The 20134-nt window shown below is 64.9% G+C and carries 19 protein-coding genes; 5 read left to right on the top strand and 14 right to left on the bottom strand.

Going from position 1 to position 20134, the window contains the following annotated elements; genetic code table 11:
* The 3 genes from VW23_RS25910 to VW23_RS25900 all read left to right on the top strand — a co-directional run.
* Positions 1-1125, top strand: a 1125-nt coding sequence (locus tag VW23_RS25910) for a mannose-1-phosphate guanylyltransferase/mannose-6-phosphate isomerase (RefSeq protein ID WP_141728503.1), incomplete at its 5' end; no start/stop codon positions are given.
* A 69-nt stretch (positions 1126-1194) separates the two neighbouring features.
* On the top strand, positions 1195-2586 hold the full coding sequence (locus tag VW23_RS25905; protein ID WP_069912367.1) for a UDP-glucose dehydrogenase family protein: 1392 nt from the start codon (positions 1195-1197) through the stop codon (positions 2584-2586).
* A 97-nt stretch (positions 2587-2683) separates the two neighbouring features.
* Entirely contained in the window at positions 2684-3130 is a 447-nt protein-coding gene (locus VW23_RS25900; protein ID WP_069912366.1) for an RrF2 family transcriptional regulator, read from the top strand.
* Between the two features lie 3 nt (positions 3131-3133).
* Here VW23_RS25900 and VW23_RS25895 read toward each other — a convergent pair whose 3' ends face one another.
* The 6 genes from VW23_RS25895 to VW23_RS25870 form a co-directional block, all read right to left on the bottom strand.
* Positions 3134-3931, bottom strand: a complete 798-nt coding sequence (locus VW23_RS25895) for a DUF1684 domain-containing protein (protein ID WP_069912365.1) — start codon at positions 3929-3931, stop codon at positions 3134-3136.
* 17 nt (positions 3932-3948) lie between these two features.
* Positions 3949-4695 carry an ABC transporter ATP-binding protein gene (locus VW23_RS25890; protein WP_069912364.1) on the bottom strand — a complete coding sequence of 249 codons (747 nt, stop codon included), beginning with the start codon at positions 4693-4695 and terminating at the stop codon, positions 3949-3951.
* Positions 4692-5501: an ATP-binding cassette domain-containing protein gene (locus tag VW23_RS25885; RefSeq protein WP_069912363.1), complete on the bottom strand. Its 810-nt coding sequence runs from the start codon at positions 5499-5501 to the stop codon at positions 4692-4694. Before VW23_RS25885 ends, VW23_RS25890 begins: the two co-directional genes overlap by 4 nt.
* A 149-nt stretch (positions 5502-5650) precedes the next feature.
* Positions 5651-6496, bottom strand: a complete 846-nt coding sequence (locus tag VW23_RS25880; RefSeq protein ID WP_069912362.1) for an ABC transporter permease — start codon at positions 6494-6496, stop codon at positions 5651-5653.
* Complete coding sequence (locus VW23_RS25875) at positions 6493-7452, bottom strand: ABC transporter permease (protein WP_141728502.1); 960 nt, start codon at positions 7450-7452, stop codon at positions 6493-6495. Before VW23_RS25875 ends, VW23_RS25880 begins: the two co-directional genes overlap by 4 nt.
* 190 nt (positions 7453-7642) lie before the next feature.
* On the bottom strand, positions 7643-9139 hold the full coding sequence (locus tag VW23_RS25870) for an ABC transporter substrate-binding protein (RefSeq protein WP_084646491.1): 1497 nt from the start codon (positions 9137-9139) through the stop codon (positions 7643-7645).
* A gap of 428 nt (positions 9140-9567) precedes the next feature.
* Here VW23_RS25870 and VW23_RS25865 point away from each other — a divergent pair, with 428 nt between their 5' ends.
* Together VW23_RS25865 and VW23_RS25860 are read left to right on the top strand one after the other, a co-directional pair.
* Positions 9568-10536, top strand: coding sequence for an NAD-dependent epimerase/dehydratase family protein (locus VW23_RS25865; protein WP_069912360.1), 969 nt, complete (start codon positions 9568-9570; stop codon positions 10534-10536).
* 148 nt (positions 10537-10684) lie between these two features.
* Positions 10685-11512 (top strand): inositol monophosphatase family protein, encoded by an 828-nt coding sequence (locus VW23_RS25860; protein ID WP_069912359.1) that lies wholly within the window; start codon positions 10685-10687, stop codon positions 11510-11512.
* Between the two features lie 435 nt (positions 11513-11947).
* Here VW23_RS25860 and VW23_RS25855 read toward each other — a convergent pair whose 3' ends face one another.
* From VW23_RS25855 to VW23_RS29185, 8 genes are all read right to left on the bottom strand, one after another.
* A complete protein-coding gene (locus tag VW23_RS25855; protein ID WP_069912358.1) occupies positions 11948-12781 on the bottom strand; it encodes a glycerophosphodiester phosphodiesterase in 834 nt (277 codons plus the stop codon).
* 4 nt (positions 12782-12785) lie between these two features.
* Entirely contained in the window at positions 12786-13823 is a 1038-nt protein-coding gene (locus VW23_RS25850) for an ABC transporter ATP-binding protein (protein WP_069912357.1), read from the bottom strand.
* Between the two features lie 11 nt (positions 13824-13834).
* Entirely contained in the window at positions 13835-14656 is an 822-nt protein-coding gene (locus tag VW23_RS25845; RefSeq protein WP_069912356.1) for an ABC transporter permease, read from the bottom strand.
* A 1-nt stretch (position 14657) separates the two neighbouring features.
* Positions 14658-15536 (bottom strand): ABC transporter permease, encoded by an 879-nt coding sequence (locus tag VW23_RS25840; RefSeq protein WP_069912355.1) that lies wholly within the window; start codon positions 15534-15536, stop codon positions 14658-14660.
* Complete coding sequence (locus VW23_RS25835) at positions 15533-16684, bottom strand: extracellular solute-binding protein (RefSeq protein WP_069912354.1); 1152 nt, start codon at positions 16682-16684, stop codon at positions 15533-15535. The genes VW23_RS25840 and VW23_RS25835 overlap by 4 nt, the downstream gene beginning before the upstream one ends.
* A gap of 243 nt (positions 16685-16927) precedes the next feature.
* Entirely contained in the window at positions 16928-17998 is a 1071-nt protein-coding gene (locus VW23_RS25830) for a Gfo/Idh/MocA family protein (protein WP_069912353.1), read from the bottom strand.
* Positions 17998-18849, bottom strand: coding sequence for a sugar phosphate isomerase/epimerase family protein (locus VW23_RS25825; RefSeq protein ID WP_084646490.1), 852 nt, complete (start codon positions 18847-18849; stop codon positions 17998-18000). The genes VW23_RS25830 and VW23_RS25825 overlap by 1 nt, the downstream gene beginning before the upstream one ends.
* A gap of 3 nt (positions 18850-18852) precedes the next feature.
* Positions 18853-20134 (bottom strand): CehA/McbA family metallohydrolase (locus VW23_RS29185; RefSeq protein WP_069912352.1); only part of this gene is annotated, 1282 nt, incomplete at its 5' end.

The raw sequence follows: 20134 nt of genomic DNA, 5'->3' as shown, positions 1-20134 counted from the left end.
TTTGAAGAGTGCGGGCAGCACGGCAACCTACACTCGAGCGCTCGTCGGCAGGGTCGGATGGGTATAGGGGCGGGCTGGTGGTTCGTCGACACCGCGGCCGCGGCCGCTCGGGCGGGCCGGCTTGTCACCTTCGGCATCACCCCCACCGCCCCTGAAACCGGCTACGGCTACATCGAGGCCGGCGCCGAGCTCGGCAACGGGGTTCGCGCCGTGGCCCGCTTCGTCGAAAAGCCCGATCTCGCCACCGCCGAAAAGCTGCTGGCCGCCGGCGGCTATTTCTGGAACTCCGGCACCTTCATGCTCGGCGTTACCAGCTTCCTCAGCGAGGTGGAGGCGCTGACGCCCGAGACTTTCGCTGCTGCCGTGGTCGCTGTTGCCGCGGCGAAAATTGACCTCGATTTCATCCGCCTCGATGAAGCCGGCTTCAGCACGGCGCCGAACATCTCGGTGGATTACGCCATTTTTGAAAAGTCGCGTCAGGTGGCCCTGGTGCCGGTGACTTTCCCATGGTCGGACCTCGGCGCCTGGGACGCGGTGTGGAAGGTGTCCGGCAAGGACGCCGCGGGCAACGTCGTCAGCAACGGCAACGCCACGCTGTCCAATACCCGCAACTCGCTGATCGTCTCCGAGCGCGCCCACATCGCCGTCGAGGGGCTGGAGGATGTCGCCATCATCGCGTCGGAGGACGCCATCTATGTCGGCCGCCTGTCGGACGCACAGCGGGTCGGCTCGATGGTCAAGGCGCTGCGGGCCGATCCGGCTACCCAGGGCCTCACCGAGATCCACCGCACGGCCTATCGTCCGTGGGGCGGCTATTCCTCGGTGCTGAACGGCGACCGCTTCCAGGTGAAGCGCCTGTTCGTCAAGCCCGGCAAGAAACTCAGCCTGCAGAAGCACCACCATCGCGCCGAGCACTGGGTGGTGGTCAGCGGCACTGCCGAAGTGACCCTCGACGGCAAGGTGACGATGCTGACCGAGAACGAGTCCATTTACCTGCCGCTCGGTTGCGTGCACCGCCTCGCCAACCCCGGCAAGATCCTGCTCGAGCTGATCGAGGTGCAGACCGGCTCCTACCTGGGCGAGGATGATATCATCCGCATCGAGGACGAGTTCGGCCGCGCCTGATCTTGCCAGTGGTTGCGATGCACCTAAGTTGCCGCGCATAAAGGCTGCGGGTTCTGTTCGGGGCGGTGGATGAAAGTAACAGTATTCGGCTCGGGCTATGTCGGCCTCGTCACCGGGGCCTGCCTCGCTGATGCCGGCAACCATGTCGTCTGCGTCGATATCGATGCCGCCAAGGTAGCCTTGCTCAATAGTGGCCAGGTCCCGATCCACGAGCCGGGGCTCGAGGCAATCGTTGCCAGCAGTCGCGCCGCGGGCCGGCTCTCTTTCACCACCGATGCCGCGGCCGGCGTCGCGCATGGCGAAGCTTTGTTCATCGCCGTCGGCACGCCACCGGACGAAACCGGGTCGGCCGATCTCAAATACGTGCTCGCCGTGGCGCGCGGCATCGGCGAGCATTTCACCGGCTTCAAAGTGGTAGCTGACAAGTCCACAGTGCCGGTGGGGACTGGCGATCGCGTCACCGAGGCCATCACCGCCGAACTGCTGAAGCGTGGCTTTGCCGCCGACCCGGCCGAACGGGCGCGCCTCGGGCAGCCCGATTTCACCGTTATCTCCAACCCTGAATTCCTCAAGGAAGGCGCGGCGGTCGCCGACTTCAACCGTCCGGATCGCATCATCATCGGCGCCGACAGCACGCCATCCGGCCAGCGCGGCCTCGAGCTGATCCGCCAGATCTACGCACCGTTCACCCTCAACCACGATCGCACCATGGTGATGGACGTCCGTTCGGCCGAGTTCACCAAATATGCCGCCAACGCCATGCTGGCGACGCGCATCTCGTTCATGAACGAACTCGCCAATCTCGCAGAGGACCTCGGCGCCGACATCGAACTGGTCCGTCGCGGCATCGGCTCGGACCCGCGCATCGGCTACAGCTTCCTCTATGCCGGCACCGGCTATGGCGGCAGTTGCTTTCCCAAGGATGTGAGCGCACTTCGGCGCACCGCGGCAGAGCACGGACGCGAGTTGCGCATCCTCGCCGCCGTCGAGGCCGCCAACACGGCGCAGAAGGACGTGCTGGGGGCCAAGATCCGGGCCCGTTTCGGCGATGACCTCACCGGGCTGACCTTCGCCGTCTGGGGTCTGTCGTTCAAACCCAATACCGACGACATGCGCGATGCGCCCAGCCGGGTGCTGATCGCCGAGCTTGTCCGCCGCGGCGCCCTGATCCGGGCCTATGATCCCGCCGCGATGGCCGAGGCGAAGCGCGTTCTGGCACTCGATCTCGGTGGCGATGTCGGTCGGATCGCCTTTGTCGAGTCGGCCATGGCGGCCGTCGCGGGCGCCGATGCGCTGGTGATCGTCACCGAATGGAAGGCCTTCCGGAACCCCGATTTCGCCGCGCTCGCCAGGGGACTCGGGCGAAAGGCGATCTTCGACGGCCGGAACCTCTACGAGCCCTCGGTGGTCGAAGCCGCCGGGCTCGCCTACTTCCCCATCGGCCGGCGCCAGGTCTCTTGAGCCCGGCCGATAGGGGGACGCGAAAGCTCCACTTGTATAGCTAATCGCTGGAATTTATATCTCGGGCGCCAACCGCTGCCCGGGAAGAATTTCGGCCATGCTGACTGCCAAGGGAAAATACGGCCTCAAAGCGCTGGTGCACCTCGCACAGTTCCCGCCCGGCGAGCTGGCGCTGGTCGCCGATATCGCGTCCTCGAACAAGATTCCGAAGAAGTTCCTCGACGCCATCCTCGGCGACCTCCGCAATGCCGGCATCGTGCAGAGCCGCAAGGGCAAGGGCGGCGGCTATCGCCTGGCTCGTCCGCCCGAGGAGATCAAGGTCGGCTCGATCGTCCGCGTGCTCGACGGGCCGCTGGCGCCGATCCCCTGCGCCAGCCACACTCGCTACGAAGCCTGCGACGACTGCGATGTGGCGACCTGCCAGGTTCGCCACACCATGCTCAATGTCCGCAACGCCATCGCCGAAGTCCTCGATCGCACGACACTGGCGCAGATGCGCGATGCGAGCGGTGAAGTCCTGCCGCTCGAGCTGCAGACCGCCTGACCTCTAGTGCAGCTCGGCTAGTCGCTTCTCGCCGGCCTCGATGCGGAACGGCAGCACGTTTTCCGGCGGCGGCAGCGGGCACACCGCGAACTCGGTGAAAGCGCAGGGCGGGTTGATCGCCTTGTTGAAGTCGAGAACGATGCTGTTCTCAGTGACCTGCTCGCCATAGAGGAAACGCGAGGCCGGGTAGGTCGAATCCCGCGAGGTCGGATCGCGGATCACGAATTGCGGCGCCTGCGGCGTGCCATGCGTGGCGATCAGCTCGTAGGTTTTGCCCTCATGGGTGAACACCGCCTTGTGCGTCACCGCGACGCCGGTGCGGATGTTGCCGGTGGTGTCGACGTCCATCTCCAGGGGCGCCTCGAACGGCACCCACTGGGCGGTGATCCGCCAGTCCTCTTGCGCCGGAAAGTATTCGATGCCGGGAAAGGCGCCTGGCGCCGCCGACGCGGTGTCGCGGATACGCAGCGCGTTGTCGCCGTTCACCGTGGTGATCTCGCACAGCAGCGTGCCCAGCTGGAACTTCGGCGGGCTCTTCTTGTTCGGCGTGATGTGGATCGCCTCGCCGTCGGTCGGCTGGAACGTCACCGTGCCGTCCGGTTCCTGCGTCACCGTCCCGAGCTGCGCCGGGCCGGCCGAGATGACGATGTCGTTGTCTTCAGCGGTACCGACACTGGCAGTGCCGGGATCGAGCACGAAGCGGCCGATAATGTTGAGCCAGCCATTCGGCGCCTTGAGGTTGTTGAGGCGCCTCGCCTTCCAGGCGTCGAGCGCGGCGAGATAGTCGGCAGAGTTAGTCATTGGAGTCGTCCTTGGGGTCAGGCAGGCATGCGCGGCACGCTGCCGAGCAGCTTCCGCGTGTATGGATGTTGGGGGTCGGCGAGCATTTTGCGAGTGGCGCCGGCTTCGACGATCCGGCCTTTTTCGAGGATCACCATCTCGTCGCAGAGCGCCGCCACCACGCCGAGATCGTGCGACACGAACACCAGCGTCATGTCGGCCGCGAGCTGCTTCAAGAGCTCGACGATCCGGATGCGAGTGGAGAGATCGAGCGCGCTGACTGCTTCGTCGGCCAGCAGTAGTTTCGGCTTGGCGACAATGGCGCGGGCGATGGCGATACGCTGCCGTTGCCCGCCGGAGAACTCGTGCGGATAGCGCCCGAGGATATCCGGCTCCAGCCCCACCGAAACCAGCGCCGCCTCGACCAGCGCGGGCCGATCGCCGGGGATGCCGAGGGAGCGCAGCGGCTCGGAGACGATGCCGAGCACGTTCTGGCGTGGATCGAGCGAGGAGTAGGGATCCTGGAACACCGCCTGCACCTGCCGGCGATAGTCGCGCATGTAACGGCTACTGCGGGTATCGAGGGTCGCGCCATCGAAGCGGATCTCCCCCGCGCTTGGCCTCGTCAGGCCCAGCAGCAGCCGGAGCAGGGTGGTCTTGCCCGAACCGGATTCTCCCACCAGCCCCACACTGGCGCCGGAACGGATCTCGAGCGACACCCCATCGAGCACCAGTCGGTCGCGGCTATAGCCGAAGCTGACATTCTGCACGCTGACGAGGCTCATGCGGTGCCCTCCAGTGCGCCATCGAACGCCTTGGCGGCCACCACCAGCGCGCGGGTATAGTCGTGCTGCGGCGCGCCGAACACTTCGCGCACCGGCCCGGTCTCTACGGCCACGCCCCGCTGCATCACCACCACCCGCTCGACGATCTCCGCCACCACCGGCAGGTCGTGGCTGATGAACAGCAGCGCCATGCCACGCTCCCGCACCAACCCATCGAGCAGCTTCAGGATTTCCGCCTGCGTCGTCACATCGAGCGCCGTGGTCGGCTCGTCGGCGATCAGCAACTGCGGCTGGCAGGCGAGCGCCATGGCAATCGCTACCCGCTGCCGTTGCCCACCGGAAATCTCATTCGGATAGGAGCGGGCGATGCGTTCCGGCTGGGGCAGGGCGACCTGCTCGAGCAGCGCCAGCACTTCGCGCTGGAGCGCACTGCCTGCGAGTTCGTGCCCGTCGCGCCGCGCTCGCCGCCGCAGCGGTTCCGCCACCTGTTGGGCAACCCGCAGCAATGGATCGAGGGCCGTTAGCGGTTCCTGGAACACGAACGCCGCCACCGTGCCGCGCAAGCCGTTCAGCACCCGCTCCGGGGCTCCGATCACCTGCTGTCCGCCAAGTGTCACCGCGCCCGTCGCGGTGATGGCCCGCGGCAACAGCCCGGTCGCCGCCATCGCGGTCAGCGATTTGCCCGAACCACTCTCCCCGATCAGCCCCAACCGCTCGCCCGCCGCGATCGAGAAGGAGAGGTCGGTGACCAGCGGTTTGCCATCGACGGTTAGGTTGAGATCCTGAATCTGCAGAAGTGGCTGCATCTATGCCCCACCCACCGGCGTCATCCCCGCGAAGGCGGGGACCCAGTTGCGATCCATCCACGTCACCGCTTGTCGCGGCATCCCACTAGGTTCCCGCCTTCGTGGGAATGACGCCGGTGCAAGGCGGCAGCGGGTAGGCGAAGAGCACCTCATCGCGAACCCCTTCGCGTCGGATCACCGATATCGCGCAACCCGTCGGCGAGGAGGTTCACCCCGATCACCAGCGACACCAGGGCAATGCCCGGCGCGATCGCGCCGATCGGTGCGGTGTAGACCGTGCCTTGCGCCTCCTGCAGCAGCCGGCCCCACGAGGCATTGGGCGGTGGGGCGCCCAGCCCGAGATAGCTGAGCGACGCCTCGGCGATCACTGCCAGCCCGAACTGCAGCGCAAAATTCACCGACAGGGTTGGCCAGATATTGGGCAGCACATGCTGAAACACGATGCCGAGCCACGAGGTGCCCGAGGTTCGCGCCGCGGTGATGTAATCCATCAGCAGCACGCGCTTGGCGAGGATGCGCGTCAGGCGCGCGACGATCGCCGACAAGGCGATGCCGAGCGCCAGCACCGCCGTCCCGAGGCTCGCCGTGTCGCTCGCCGCCACCACCAGCATGGCGATCAGCAGCGTCGGGAAGGCGATGAGGATATCGAGCGTCGCCGCCAGCGCATCGTCCAGCAGCCGCGTCGCGAAGGCGGCGAGGACGCCGAGCGTCACCCCGATCAACCCGCCGATCGCGACCGCCGAGATGCCGACGATCAGGGCGATGCGCGAGCCGATCATGATCTGAGTGAAGAAGTCCCGGCCCAGCCGGTCGGTCCCCGCCCAGTGCTCCCACGACGGCGGCGTCAGCCGTCCGCCGGTCAGCGCTGCCGGGTCATACGGCAGCCACACCAGCGTCAGCAGCGCCACCGCGATGTGGAGGCCTACCAGCAGCAGCCCGAGCCACAGCGTCAGCGAGCCGCGTGCGCGCGGCGCAGTTGCCGCCACCGCGCTCACGGGGCGCCCGCCCGGCCGCGCAGCCGCGGATCGATGAAGCGCTGCAAGAGGTCAGCGGCAAAGCCGATCAACAGCACCAGGAGCGTCGAAATGAACAGCACGCCCTGCACATTAGGATAGTCCCGCTGCTGGATGGCCAGCAGCAGCATCGAGCCAAGCCCGGGCAGCGCGAACACTTTTTCCACCACCACGGCGCCGAGGAACGTCGTCGCCAGCTCAATGCCGAGGATCGAGATCACCGGCACCGCGCCATTGCGGACGCCATGCCGCACCAGCGCTTCGGTGAAGCCCGAGCCCAGCGCCCGCGCCGTGCGGATATAGTCGCTGCCGATCACGTCCTGGGTCGCCGACCGCACATAGCGCAGCAGCGACGCCGCGATCACCAGCGCCACCGTCAGCACCGGCAGCGCCAGCGCTATGGCCGCTTCGCCGAAACTCGTCCACCCTTTCAGCGGAAAGCCGCCCGAGGGGAACAGCCGGAGGTTGATGGCGAAGATCGTGACGATGAGGATGCCGAGCCAGAACACCGGAATGGCGATCCCCAACTGGCTGACGATCGAGATCGCCGCCCCGTACCAGCGGTCCGCCTTCACCGCCGCGATGATCCCGAGCGGCAGCGCGATGACGATGGCGAGCAGGAACCCGAGAATGGTCAGCGGCACCGTGACGCTCAGTCGGTTGCCGATCTCGCCCAAGACGCTCGCCTTGCTGACAAAGGAGGTGCCGAGGTCGAACCGCGCCAGGTTACCGACAAAGCTGACGAACTGTGTCAGCAGCGGCTGGTCGGAGCCGACCTGCGTCCGCGCCGCCGCGATCTGCGCTTCGGTCGCGCCGACCCCGAGCAGCGCATTGGCCGGATCGCCCGGCAGCAGCCTGAGCAGTACGAACAGCACGATCGCCGCGATCAGCAGCGACAGCAGCAGGATGGCGAGGCGCCGGAGGAGGTAGGTGAGAATGGGAGTGTGGCCTTCAGTCTTGTGGTTTGCCCACCTTATCGCGCCCCACCCACCGGGTCATTCCCGCGCAAGCGGGAAACTCTGTTTGCAATGCTGCAGCAGAAAACAGAGATCCCCGCTTGCGCGGGGATGACACCGAGGTTGATGGCAGGCTGGATGAGGGCGGCGACGCGCGCCGCCCTCCAAGAGCTTACTTCGCCTTCTGGATCCCATAGGCGAAGAACTGCGAGTTCAGCCCATTCACTGGATAGCCGGTGACGTTGGCGGCCGACACCACGATCTGCGGGTAGAGGTAGAGCCAGTTGCTGGCCGCATCTTCGGCGATCAGCTTGTTGGCTTCCGTCAGCTGCGCGGCCTGCTCGTCGACCGTTGCCGCGGCTTCCGAGTCGGCGATCAGCTTCACCACTTCAGGGTTGTTGTAGCCCCAGTAGAAATCCGGGTTGCCGTAGAACACGATATCGCGGTGGTTGACGTGCTCCTGCAGCGTCGCCTGGAAGTCGTGCGCCTTGTAGATCTTCTCGTACCACTCGTTGGCGGTGATGATGTTGATGTTCACCTTCACGCCGACCTTGGCATACTCGGCCTGCAGGAACTGCGCGACGATCGGGTGCGGGTCGTAGTCAGGCGTATCGAGCGTGAACTCGAAGCCATCGGGGTAGCCCGCTTCCGCCAGCAGCGCCTTGGCCGCGTCCACGTCATAGGCGTCGACGCCGGTCAGGTCGACATACCAGGGGTCGGTCGGCGGCACGAACGAACCGATCAGCGTGCCGTAATCGCCCCAGATCGAATTGAGCAGCTTCGCCTTGTCGGTGGCCTTGGCCAGGGCCTTGCGCACCTTCACATTGTCGAACGGCGCAACGCGGTCATTCCAGGCCAGCAGCTCCTTGGTGGTCGAAGCGCCTTCGGTCACCGTGTAGGCCGGGTTGCCGCTGAACTGCGCCAGCGAATCCGGGCTCTGCACCGAGGTGATGACGTCCACCGCGTTGGTCAGCAGCGCGTTGTTCAGCGCCGTGGCATCGGTGAAGTAGGTGTAGATCACTTCGCCATTGCTCGGCGCGCTGCCCCAGTACTTGTCATTGCGGTTGAGCGCCAGCGCCGAACCGCGTCGCCATTCGCCCAGCGTATAGGGGCCGGTGCCATCTTCGCTCGCGGTGATGTCGGTCGCCTTGTCATTGACGATCCACACATAGCTGAGGTTGTAGGGGAGCGAGATCGAGCGGGCCGAGAGCGTAATCACCACCGTCGAATCGTCAGGCGTCTCAATGCCGGTAATGGTCGAGAGGCTCTTCTTGCGCGAGCTCTTCGAGGCCTCGGCGGTAACGCGCTCGATCGAGTATTTCACATCGGCCGCCGTGAGCGGATCGCCCGAATGGAAAGTGACGCCCGGCTTCAGCTTGAAGGTATAGGTGAGCCCGTCTTCGCTGGCGCTGTAGCTGTCGACCAGCTTGGGCTCCACGGCGCCCGCATCGGTCAGCTGGAACAGCGCTTCGTAGACGTTGCCGTTGAACGCCTCGTTGATGCCCTGGCCGGCGCCGGCGGTGTTGTCGAGGTTCTGCGGCTCGTAGAGCGACCCGATGCGGATCGTCGCATTGGCATCGAACTCCTGCGCCAAGGCGAGCGGCGCCACGGCAACGCTGCCCAGCAGCGCGGCGGCGACCAGCGCGCGGCGGATGGAAATCTGGTTCATTCGGGGAACTCCTGGTTTCGGCGTGGACCGCCCGGATGAAAGCGGTCTCACATTGCCATCTATGTACCCCCTTGTGCCGCAAAACCCCATGCTTTTGCTGGGGTAATCCAACTATCGGCGCCGCCGGGCGCGAAACACTCTTCGGTCGCCGGGCAAGAACGGAAAATCTGGTTCTCAACCAGGTTTTGGTGGACTTGCCGGCGAGGGAAACGCGCTTCGCGTAGCTTGCCTTCCAGTCCGCTGTCGCCCGGCGCAAATGCAGGCGTTTTCCGCCCTGAGGCGACGGGGGCGGTACAGCGACCAGGGGGTGGTGTACTTCCGTCCGCATGCTGCGAAGGCGTTGCCTTTTGCGTTGGTCACCGCCGCTACGGATATGCTGTCGACAGCAACATGCTGTATGTTGCTGTCGCACAAGCAGGATTTCCAGCATGAAAACTTCATTGGTCTGCGGCGCAGGCGGCTTTATCGGTAGCCACGTGGTCAAGCGGCTGAAGGCCGAGGGACACTGGGTAAGGGGCGTCGACCTGAAGTTTCCGGAATTCTCCGAGACCCATGCCGATGATTTCGTGATCGGAGATCTGCGCGACCGCAATGTCGTTGATCGCGTGATCGACCGCCGCTTCGACGAAATCTACCAGATGGCAGCGGATATGGGCGGCGCCGGATATATCTTCACCGGCGAGCACGACGCCGCGATCATGCACAACTCGGCGACGATCAACCTGAACGTGTCGGACAGCGCTCATAAGCGTCACAACGCCAAGATTTTCTATTCGTCTTCGGCGTGCATGTATCCCGCTTACAATCAGGAAGATCCGGATAACCCCAACCTCGCCGAGTCGAGCGCCTATCCCGCAGCCCCCGACAGCGAATACGGCTGGGAGAAACTGTTCTCCGAGCGACTCTTCCTCGCCTACAACCGCAATTTTGGCATGAGCAACCGCGTTGCCCGCTACCACAACATCTTCGGGCCCGAAGGAACCTGGACCGGAGGCAAGGAGAAGGCCCCCGCCGCCGTCTGCCGCAAGGTTGCTCAGGCGCGAAACAACGGCGAGATCGAAATCTGGGGCGACGGCCACCAGACGCGATCGTTCCTGTACATCGACGAATGCCTCGAAGGCACGATCCGGCTGACTCGCTCGGCGTTTGAAGGACCGGTCAATATCGGGTCCGATGAAATGGTGACCATCAATCAACTGGTCGACATGGTTTCCGAAATCGCCGGTAAGACCCTGCACAAGCACCATATTCCTGGTCCGCAGGGTGTGCGGGGACGGAATTCCGACAACCGCCTCATCGAGGAAACACTGGGCTGGCGGCCCTCGGCATCGTTGCGTTCCGGCTTGGAAACGACCTATGCGTGGATCGAACAGCAAGTTCTTCGCAACGCAACCTGAGGGGGCGGGAGCGGAGCCAGCCAGCATCGACGCCATTCTCCCGAGTGTCGCCGAGCAATGCCTGGGCTGAGCCCGATTTCGCGCGAATGGACATGTGGCCCCGTCATTCCCGCGCTAAGCTCCGGCTCTATCCGAGCGAGTGATTCAGATGAGCATTTCCTACGACGCCGTCCTTGCCGACATGGTCACTGTTGCGCGTGAGGCGGGAGCCCTGACACTGGGCTATTTCAAGCGCTTCCGCGACATCGAGATCGGCATCAAGGGGCCGGCGGATTTCGTCTCCGACGCCGACAAGGAGTCAGAGCTGCTGATCCGCAAGTTCCTGTTCGAGCGCTATCCGGACTGGAGCTTCACCGGCGAGGAATTCCCGCCCGTCGACAAGGCCGACCAGGAGTATCGCTGGCTGGTCGACCCGATCGATGGCACCACCAACTTCATCAATGGCATGCACTACACCATTTCGCTGGCGCTGCGCCGCGGCAGCGAGACGGTGGTCGGCGTGCTCTACAATCCGCCCGCCGACGAGATGTTCACGGCGATCGTGGGAGAGGGCAGCTTCCTCAACGGTGAGCGGCTCACGGTCTCCGAGCAGACCGACATCGGATTGATGAACATCGGTACCGGCTTGCCGACCCCAGGCCTGTCGCTCTATCCCGGCGCCTATGAGCGTCTCGATGCCATCCGCGCGCCCGTCGGCGCCGTCCGCATTGTCGGCAGCGCCGCCAATTCCTGTGCATATGTCGCGATGGGCCGGCTCACCGGCTACTACGAGGAGACTGGGTTCGTCGACACCGCGGCCGGCATCCTGTTCGTCCAGGAAGCCGGCGGCATTGTCACCGACTGGTGGGGCAGGGGACCGGAATATTACGAGCAGACCGGCGCCATGATCGTCGCCAACAAGGCGACGCACGCTTATCTGATCGACAAGCTGAAGGATGTGCCGAAGAAGGAAGCGAAGCACCCCAAGGGGGTGTGAGGCGAACACCGGCCTCTCGGTCATCTCCCCCCTTGCGGCAGGGCAATCGCATATGACTTTGTGCGCTGAACTGTCAGTGCTCCTCCACCGTGAAACGGGGGAGGAGGACCGCCGAAGGCGGTGGAGGGGGCGGCAGGATGCGCCGGTTTTTGTGGCCGCCCCCTCCACCAGCTTCGCTGGTCCCCCTCCCCCGCTGCGCGGTGGAGGAGCACGGAGAGCCCGGTGGCTTTCATATGCGATTGCCCTGCCCTTGGGAGGGAGAAAACGACAACTTGGGCTTAGCGCAGGTAAGTCCTTAGCTTTCGCCAGAGAGGGGGCGGGGCCACGGTGCCCGCCGCGTCCCCCCTCTTGGAATTTCTAAGGCTTAGCCAAGAAGCTAAGCCCAAGAAATTCCATTCTCCCCCGCAAGGGGGGAGATGGCGGAGAGATCGAGGCTCAACCCAGCGCTGCGGCCACCCCTTCCGGATCGTCCGTCGTGATCTGGTCCACCTTCAGCTCGAGCAATCGCTCGATCACCGCCATCCCCTCGTCGTCGGCCCGTCGCAATGTATAGGCGTCGATCCGCCGTCCATGCGCGTGGAACGCCCCGATAATGTCGAACCCGTCGCGGTCCGCCTCCAGCACCAGCCGGTACTCGAGATAGTCCAGCTCCGACTTCGGCGAAGCCGCCGCGGCATCGGCGACGAAGGCGGCGTAGTCCCGCGTTTCCATCAGCCGCTCCATCGCGCCCTTGTGGCAGGGGTCGTAGCCGATCCTCAGCCCCGGCGTGCTGTCGGTCAGAATCCGCACCGCCTCGGCATCGCCTGACGACAGGATGAAATGCCGCGCCACCGGCGCCAACGCCTTGGCGAAGTTGGCGATCACCCGCGGGTTGAGCGCCGCCGCATCCTCCTTGTAGTCGAGCTGCAATAGCCCTTCAGGATGCGCGCCGTCGCGCGCAATCAGCGCCGCGAGGTCTTCGAGCAGCAGCACCTTGTCGTCGATCGGCTGCCCGTCATTGTCCCTCAAATGCAGCCCGCGCAGCGTCTCCGCCGAGGTCTGCCGCACCAGTCCGCTGCCGGTGGTCTCGCGCTCCAGCGACAGGTTGTGCAGCACTGCCATGCCGTCATCGGCATGGATCACCAGGTCCACCTCGACGCTGGCGCCCAGTTGCATCCCCTCGATGATCCGCCGCCCGGTGAACACCGGATCGCTGCCGGTGCGCCGGCCACGGTGCCACTTGAAGAACGTGCGATGACCCGCCCGGGTCACCGAGATCGCGTCGGCCATAATCTTAGTTGCTCCGGTGGATTGCCGCGTTGTCGCGGTAGGCCGCAAACGCCCTCGGCTTCAGGTCGATCGGCTGGCCATGCGACCAGTCGCGCGCCTCACTGGTCATCGATTTGAGCCGCGTGCCGTCCGGCAGCTCGATATCGACGATGGCATGGGTGCCGTAATCGGTGACGCGGTGGATTTTGGCCATGCCGCCACCATTCACCGCAACGATCTCCAGCGCCTCCGGTCGCACCGCCAGCGTCGCCGTGCCATCGCCCACCGGCAGCGGCACGGTGAAGCCCGAATGGGTGAAGGTACCATTGGCCACAGCGCCCTCGACGAGGTTCATCGTGCCGATGAAGCCCGCGACGAATGGTGTCGCCGGCTCGCGATAGACCACGTCGGGCGCCGCTGCCTGCTCGGTCCGTCCGTCGCGCATCACCACGATCCGGTCGGCCAGCGCCAGCGCCTCGTCCTGCCCGTGCGTCACGAACAGCGTGGTGATCTTCAGCCGCTGCTGGATATCCCGAACCTCTTCGCGAAGCCGCTCGCGCAAGTGCTGGTCGAGACTCGCGAAAGGTTCGTCGAGCAGCAGAATTTTCGGCTCGAGCACCAGCGAGCGCGCCAGCGCCACGCGCTGCTGCTGGCCACCCGACAGCTGGTTGGTGGCGCGGTGGCCATAGCCGGCGAGCCCCACCAGCTCCAGTACGGCCTCAACCCTGCGCTTGATCTCGGCTTCCGGCAGCCGCCGCAGCTTCAGCCCGAACGCCAGGTTCTTGAACACGTTCATATGCGTCCACAGCGCATGGCTCTGGAACACCATGCCGGTCGGCCGCTTCTCGGGCGGCACCCGCGTCACGTCCTCGCCGTCGATCGCCACGTGGCCCGATGTCGGCGTCTCGAAGCCACCGATCATCCGCAGCAGCGTCGATTTGCCGGAACCGGAGGGGCCGAGCAAGCACACCAGCTCGCCGTCGCCGACGGTCAGGTTGAAGCTGTCCACCGCCTTGGTGGCGCCGAAAGCCTTGGTCACATCTCTGATTTCGAGCACGGACATGCGAGAATTCCTTAACCGCCAAAGCCCTTGGCAAAGCTGCCCGAACTGATGACGCGGCGCGCGAACAACAGCGCGATGAAGCTCGGGATCCACAGCAGCACGGATAGCACCGCGCCATATTGGATCACCGGCTGATTGTTGATGAAGCTGATCATCAGCACCGGCAGGGTGCGGATCTGCGGCGCGCCGATCAGCCATGCCCCTTCGGTCTCGTAGAACGTGCCTACGAAACTCAGCAGCACCGCTGCGGCAATCGTCGGCCCCGCTTGCGGCAGGGTGATCGACCAGAAGACGCGCACCGGCGAGGCGCCGACATCGCGAGCCGCCTCCTCCATCCTTCGGTCCACCGCCTGGAAAGCGGCGACCGGAATCCAGATCATGAACAGGAGCGTCCCCACCAACTGGATCAGTACCACGCCCCAGAACGTGCCGATCAGGTTGAGCGTCAGGAAGATGCCGGCTATGGCGACCAGCAGGCCGAACTTCGGGAAGGCCTGGCCAGCGAGGAACGAGAAGAACAGGATGCTGCGCCCCGGAAACTCGAGCCGCGCAAAGGCATAGGCGGCGGGCAGGCAGATCAGGGCCGAGAGGAATGTCACCACCGTCGAAAGGCTCAGGCTCATGGTGATGGCGCTCCACACGTCCGGCCGCGCCAGGGTCTGGTTCCAGTACCTGAGCCCGAATTCCTGCGGGATCACCGAGGGGTAGCGCCACACATTGGCGAACGCCCAGGTGCCGACCACCACCAGCGGAAAGATGATCACCAGTGTCAGCACCACGGCAAAGCCGATGCCGGTCCAGTCGATACGTTTCTCGGTCAGCGCGCCCGCCATCTCAGCGGGCCCGGTTCTTGGCGACGGAGCGGACGTAGAACAGCCCGAAAACGATGCAGAATGCGAAGGCGATCACTGCCTGGGTGATGGCGTTGGTGGGATCGTTCAGGTCGCGGAAGGTGCGCTGCATGAACGGCCCCATCATTTCCGGTGCCGCAGGCCCCAGCACATAGGGCAGGGTGAAGGAGGAGAAGATGCCAAGCACGGTGAAGCTGACGGCAACGAGGATCGAGTTCGAAATGCGCGGCAGGATGATGTGCCACAGCACCGCAAAGCGCCCGGCGCCCACATCGCGCGCCGCCTCGATCGACTGGTTGGATACCGCCCCGAGACCGGAGATGAGGATCAGCACGGTCAGCGGGATGTTGTCCCACACCAGTCCGATCACTGGCCCCCACGGCGTCAGATAGGGCGAACGGATGTGCGGCAGGCCGACCGAGTTGAGTAAGAGGTCCACCGTGCCGTTCGGGCCCAGCACGCGAATGATCGCGTAGCTCAGGATGATCGACGGCACGAACATCGGGAAGATCGCGAGACCTTGCACATAGGCGGCGAGCCGCCCCTTGGCGAAACGCAGATAGAGCGCGATAGGCAGGCAGATGAGCACCAGCAGCACCGCGCAGACGCCGGTGGTCCACAACGTCACGTAAAGGTTGTTGAGGCTGTACTGGTCGGAAAAGAAGAACTTGTAGGTTTCGACCGAAAAGCTCCGCCCGGTGCCGCCGTCATTGGGTAGCCACAGGGTACGGCCGATCGCCGAGATGATCGGCCAGATCACCATCCAGCACACCAGCAAAACCGGTATGGCGACCAGCAGGAGGCCCGTGAGCCCCCTGCCGGGTTTCTTACCGACGATGTCGCTCGCCGGTGTCAGGCTCACGCAGCGCGGTCCACGTTGGGGGCGACGTTGCGATACCAGCCGTCATTGATCGCCTTTTCCCAGTCGCCGCCCGGGAAGGTCGGGATGGTGGTCGGGATCACGTCGGCATACTTTTCACGCAGGTCCTGGCTGACATAGTCCCAGGCAACGCCCGGGAAGCCGCCGAGTTCGCTCAGCACGGCCGACTGCACTTCCTCGGTGAGGATGAAGTCGGCGAGCTTCAGCGCTGCGTCCTTGTTGACACCGTTCGACAGGATGACCGAGCGCGAGAAGCCGCCCGGCAGCGCCAGGTCCTGCAACTGCACGAGGCCGGTCGTCTCCGGCAGGACGCCCGTGTTGATCGCCTGGATGGCCTGGTCCGACCAGGCCGGGATCATGGTGATGGCCGACTGACCGAGCAACTGGATCGACTGGGTGTTGCCCGAGGTATAGGCGCCGTTGTCGAACAGCGAGCCCGACAGGTCCTTGAGGATCTCCCAGGCCGGGTTCAGCGCGGCGTCGCCGGCTTCCTGCGTGTAGTTGTCGATCTTGAACTTGCCGAGGTCCTTGCCGTTCGCCTCGAGAATGGCGCGGCGGACGAAGTTGCCACCCGAACCGCCCTTGTCGGGACGGTTGTAGATGAACTGGCCGGGGTTCGCCTTGATCCAGGTGACGAGGTCGGCAAAAGTCTTGGGCGCGTTCGCCGGGTCGAGCTTGGTGGTGTCATAGGCGAGCAACACCTGCGAACCGCGATACGGCACCGAGTAGTCGCCGTCGAAGGCCAGCGGGTTGATCCTGGAATAGTTCGAGAGCCCGGCTTCCTTGATGTTCACATAGAGCCCGGCATCGGCCGCCCCGGCCGGCAGGCGCCAGTCGGCAGATTCGAAATAGTCGGCCTGCGGATCGGTCTTGGTCTGCATCGCGGCCAGCGCGCGCTCGCCGATTGCGGTCTGCCCGGCGGCATCGCCGGCATCCACGAGGTTCAGGGTCACGCCCGGGTTGGCAGCCTCGAACTTCGGCTTCACCACATTGGTCCAGAAATCGAGGATGTTCTGGTCCGACGAGGTGTACCAGTCGATCTTGCCGGCTTCGGCAAAGGCCATCCGCGGCAGCAGCACCATGCCAGCGGCTGCGCCGCCGACCGAAAGCATAAACGCACGACGTTTCATCGTTGTCTCTCCCAGGTTCGCCTGCGGGCCATCCCGCGGCAGGTCAATCTGACGCCGACCGTGGGGACCAGACTAATCTCGGCGGGCCCGCTGGCAAGCGAAAAATGGAACGGAAATTCCATTGTGACAGCGCGCGCCTGATTTATTCCGCACGCGCTTTCCTGCCGCTTAAACCGCACTCCGATGACAGCCCGATGACACCCTGAAAGCCCCGGTTTTCGGGGCTTTCAGGCCACGACAACGTCAGTTTTGTTCGAGGAAATGACGACCGACTTCGGCGAACAGTTCGAGGTCAGCCAGAGAGTCCGTCAGCAACGTCTTGGGCTTTTCCCCAGTTGTCACAGCATGGTGGAAAGCGCCCAACTCCACCCGGAAAGCATCCTCGTAGAATGGCCCGATGATCTCGGTGCCGGTGGAGTTGAGATCCGAGGTGGTGATCTCCAGCCGGGTGGGCAGGTTCCGAACATACGGGGTATCGTAGTTGATCTTGAAATGCTGGTTGAGCGTCAGCACTTCGATGCCGGCGTCGAACCGCGCCACGTCATGGATCACCGCCTCGTAGAGTGCGGTGAAGCTGCCGTAGTCGAACATCACCAGCACGTTCTCGCCGCGATGCTGCCGCGCCGCCGCGACCGCGTTCGGCGCGCCGAAAAGTTCGCGCATCGCAGAAAAGCTGTGTGACGAGAGCCCGGTGAGCACCTGGTAGGCCCGCAGCTGATCCGGGCGGGCCTCGCCCATCACCGATTTCAGCAACGCCTGCGTCTGCGTCCGGCCGTCGGCGATCGCCTCCGCCGGCACGTCGGTGGGCCGGAAAATGTTGCGGGACTGATCGACGAAGAACTGGCTCTCGCGGATCAGATCACGGATCCGTACGTGCCGGATTTCTTCGCGCGGCGGCAGCCGTTGCTTGAGCGCCGTGAAGGCCGGCGCGAAGCGCCGCATGTAACCGACGAACACCGTCTTGGTGTTGGTCTTTTCGAGCTCCAGCAGCGGCTTCAATTCCGCCGCGGTCAGCGCCGCCGGCTTTTCGATGAACACGTGCTTGCCGACGCGAATGGATTTCTCCAGGAGCGGCGCATGCAGGAAATCCGGCGTCAGGATGAACACCGCATCGATTGCGGGATCGGCGATCAGCGCCTCGGCCGTTGCGTGCCGGGTCTTCACGCCATAGCGCTCCGCCACATGCGCCACGAGGCTGGGGGAGACGTCGGTCACCGCCGCGATTTCGAAGCGCTGGTCGTCCGCCAGCAGCGGCAGGTGCATCAGTTGCGCGACTTCACCGAGGCCGATCAGGCCAACTCTGAGCTTTGCCATCACGCGATCGCCTGCATGTAGACGTAGTTGCGCTTGGCCAGTTCGAGCGGCGTCTCCGCGGCATTTTCGGCGATGTCCTGTTCGACGACGATCGGGCCGTCGAAGCCTTTGGCGTCGAGGAACCGCATCACCGCCTGGATATCGACAGCGCCATCGGGCAGGGGGGCCATCACCCCGGCGCCATAGGAGGCCGCCACCGAGAGCTTACCGTCGAGCACGCGCTGGCGCACCGCTGCATCGACATTTTTGAGATGCATGTAGGCGATCCGCCCCCATACCTTTTCCATGTAGGCCAGCGGGTCCTGGCCCCAGAAGGCATGGTGTCCGGTGTCGAAGCAGAGGTCGATTTCGGTTTCCTCGAGCAGCCGGTCGATCTGCCGCTCGAACTCCACCGCCGTGCCGATATGCGGGTGGAAGCTCGCCTTCAGTCCGAACTCACCCTCGATCACCGCCTGCGCTTCGCGCACCGTGGCGGTGAGGCCGTTCCAGCCCTCGCGATCGAGCACGCCTTCCTGGCCCTCGGGGTACCAGTTGCTCTCATCCATGATGACGAGGTGTTTCGCGCCCAGGTCCTTCAGCAGCGGGGCCAGCTCACGCAGCGTCGCCAGCAGCACCGGTGCCGAAGCGCGATCGCCGAAGGTGTGCACATGCGTTGCGCCGATCAGTGTCAGCCCGCGCCGCTCGAGCTCCCGCCCCAGCACTGCCTTGTCCTTGGGCAGGAACCCGAACGGCCCCAGCTCCGTGCCGCGATAGCCCGAGGCCGCGACCTGATCGAGATATTCCTGCCAGGTGTAGGCGTTGCCGGTGGGATAGTTGATGCCCCAGGAACACGGGGCATTGCCGATAAACATGAGCTAGTCCTGATCGATGTAGATTGGGTTGGAGATGGCGCGCCGGATCGGCTCGTCCGTGAGGTGCGAACCTTTGAGCTGCCACGGCAACTCGCCGCGCTCGCTCGCCGCCTTGGTGAACTCCTCGATCAGCCACGGCCGGCTGGCTTTGGCGATGATCTCGGCGCGCACGAACTTTTCGGCGCCGTCGAGCAGCGCCAGCTCACCCCGCCAGTCGCCGCTGCTGATTTCCTGCTCCGTGATGGTGCCGCGCGCGTCGATCCACTGCAGCAAGTCGCCGCGGGCGCCGCGCACGATCGCCTCGCAGTGGAGCGGCGCCGTCACCGCAGAGCCCATCGGCTGGCCATTGACGGTGATCTCGAGATGCGGCCCCTTCGGCCCTTCGGTGACATAGCCACGCCCGGCCTTCATCGCGGCGAGCACCGCGTCTTCGCTGAGTTCCGGCAGCCACAGCACGGTGGTCGGCCGCGCCAGCACCAGCGGCCCCTCCGGCTGGAGCTTCGCCGGCTGATGGAAGTCGCTGCCGCCGATCGCCGAGATCCGCAAACCCGACGCCAGCCGCTCTTGCCAGCGCGCCAGCGACACCCAGTTCCACGCCATCCAGGTCGATTGCCAGACCTCCTGGCAATCGGCCGCCGGAAACTCATAGTCCCAGGGAATGGTCGGCTTGTCGTGATTGATCGATAACAGCCCGCCCTTGCGGTGCACCATCTCCGCTAGCACGTGCGCGTCGGACGGCCTGGTCATGCGGAAGTCGATCCACTCATCGACCCCGTAGACATTGGCGTGCCCGACAGCGGTGGTCACCTCCATGCCGCGCACGAACACCAGCTCCGGCGACGAGGCCGGGTGGAAGTAGCGCCGCTGCGTGATGGTGTTGTGGTCGGCAATGGCGAGGAAATCGAGCCCGGCCTGCAGCGCGGCCTTATGCAGCGTCTCGGGCGAGCCCGCCGCATCGGAATGGAAGGTGTGGCAGTGGAGGTCGCCCCGATACCACCCCGCCCCAGCCCGCACCGGAAACGTCCGTTCCGGCTGCGGATTGGTGGGACGCTCGCCGTTGTCGAGCTCCACCGTAACCGTCACCTCGGCACCAGCGGCTGGCACCTTGTAGAGCCCGAGGATGACATTCCACTCGCCTGCCGGCATCGGCCCATGCACATAGCCCGGCGTCGCGCTGTCGGTCGCCACATGGAACCGATCGCGAAACCCGCCCGACCACCCTCGGAACCCGCCCTCGGACGGATAGGCGGTCATCCCCGGATCGCACATCCCGAGGTCGATCACG

The sequence above is a fragment of the Devosia insulae DS-56 genome (assembly GCF_000970465.2).
In the GTDB taxonomy this organism is placed as follows: Bacteria; Pseudomonadota; Alphaproteobacteria; order Rhizobiales; family Devosiaceae; genus Devosia_A; species Devosia_A insulae.
The sequence above is the reverse complement of the archived record's forward strand: the minus strand, read 5'-3'. Positions and strand labels throughout refer to the sequence as shown.